We start from the raw sequence: 1,739 nt of genomic DNA on the forward strand, positions 1-1,739 counted from the left end.
AATGAGGTGCAAAACCAATGGCAGATATCCAAGATACATCATATGGGAGAACGTCCCCGGCGCGTTCAGCTCCAACAAGGGCGCGGACTTCCAGTCCGTCCTCGAAGAGATCTGCTCGGTCAAAGGATACAAGATTGATCCTGCTCGACCTGCGAAGTGGCCAGCCGCCGGGGAGATCGTGGCAGCCGGTTTCAGTCTCGCATGGCGGGTATTTGATGCGCAGTACTGGGGAGTCCCCCAGCGCAGAAAACGCATCTACCTTGTCGCAGATTTTGCAGGCGGGAGTGCCGGAAAAATACTATTTGAGTCCGAAGGCGTGTCTGGGTATACTCCGCAGGGCTTCCGCCCGTGGCAAGGAGCTGCCGGAGCTTTTAAGGAAGGCGCTGGAGCGTCAGGCTGCGTCTGCTTAAACGACCAGGGCGGCAGTCGCATGGATGTGACGGAGGATGTTGCGGCAACGCTCCGGGCGGAAAACCACGGGCATCCTCCCTGCGTGATGGGAGCTGCCGGATTCTGCACCGAGCATTCCGCACAGGCGAGGGGCATCGGGTATGGGGAGGAAACCTCGCCCACCCTCCGTGCCGGGACGGTGCCGGCAGCGGTCTATGAGAACCATAGCCAGGACACCAGATACACCGGCCCGCTGGAGACGGCCCCTACGGTCAACGCCACCTACGGCATGGGCGGAAACAACCAGCCTTTTGTGGTGGAGACGCCCAAGACGCTGAAGATCCGCTCCGGCTGCGAGGGCGGAGGCAAGGGCGCGCTGATCCAGGATAATAAATCCGCCACGCTGGGCTGCAACAATGACCAGACGGTATTCGTGCCGTTCGTGAAAGGCACCCGGCCACACTCTCCCGCAGAGGGGCAGCAGTGGAAAGCCTCCGATGTGGCGAACACGCTGAATACCTACGATGTGGGCGAGACCCGGTGCAATGAACTGGCGGTCAAAGTATATGGCATCTGCTCCAAGGACAGCAACGCCATGAAATCCGAGAATCCCAAGAGCGGCTTCTACGAAGCGGAAACTTCCAGATGCCTGGATGCGAACGGCGGCAATCCTACCTGCAACCAGGGCGGAATGGCTGTGGTGGCCCTGCAGGGTTCCATGATTGGCAGGGCGGATAAGAACGGCCCCCAGGGCAGCGGTGTGAATGAGGATGTGTCCTTTACACTGGATGCTGCCGACCGCCATGCGGTGGCTTACTGCATGACCACCGGCATTTACACCCAGGCATTGGAGGAGCAGTCCCCGACCTTGATGGCAAGGGACTATAAGGACCCGCCTGTGGTAAACGAGACTGAGCCGGAGTACATCGTCCGCAGGCTGACACCCACCGAATGCGCCAGGCTGCAGGGGTTCCCGGACTGGTGGTGCGCCGGGCTTGGGACAGACGAGCCGACCGAAGACGAGATCGAGTTCTGGACAGAGGTGTTTGAGATACACCGCTCCGTCATGGGGAAGTCCTCCAGACCCAAGAGCAGGAACCAGATCATCAAGTGGCTGAAGAATCCCCACTCCGACAGTGCGGAATATAAAATGTGGGGCAACGGCGTGGCGCTCCCCAACGTCTATTTTGTGCTTTCCGGCATTGTGTACTATGCACAGTTTCCGGAAGGATAAATTGGCTTCTATTCTACAGAGAAATGTGCGAAAACCGCTTGCTATTTCAAGGGTTCAGAGTGATATATGTACCTACCAAAAACAAAGGAGGTTTTCGCACATGGAAATCAGATAC

At 58.1% G+C, this 1,739-nt stretch carries 1 protein-coding gene; it reads left to right on the forward strand.

From position 1 onward, the window contains the following. A partial coding sequence (locus B5F08_RS13025; RefSeq protein ID WP_143256438.1) for a DNA cytosine methyltransferase occupies positions 1-1,624 on the forward strand: 1,624 nt, incomplete at its 5' end. Between the last annotated feature and the right edge of the window lie 115 nt (positions 1,625-1,739).

It is taken from the genome of Anaeromassilibacillus sp. An172 (assembly GCF_002160515.1).
GTDB lineage: Bacteria > Bacillota > Clostridia > Oscillospirales > Acutalibacteraceae > Limousia > Limousia pullorum.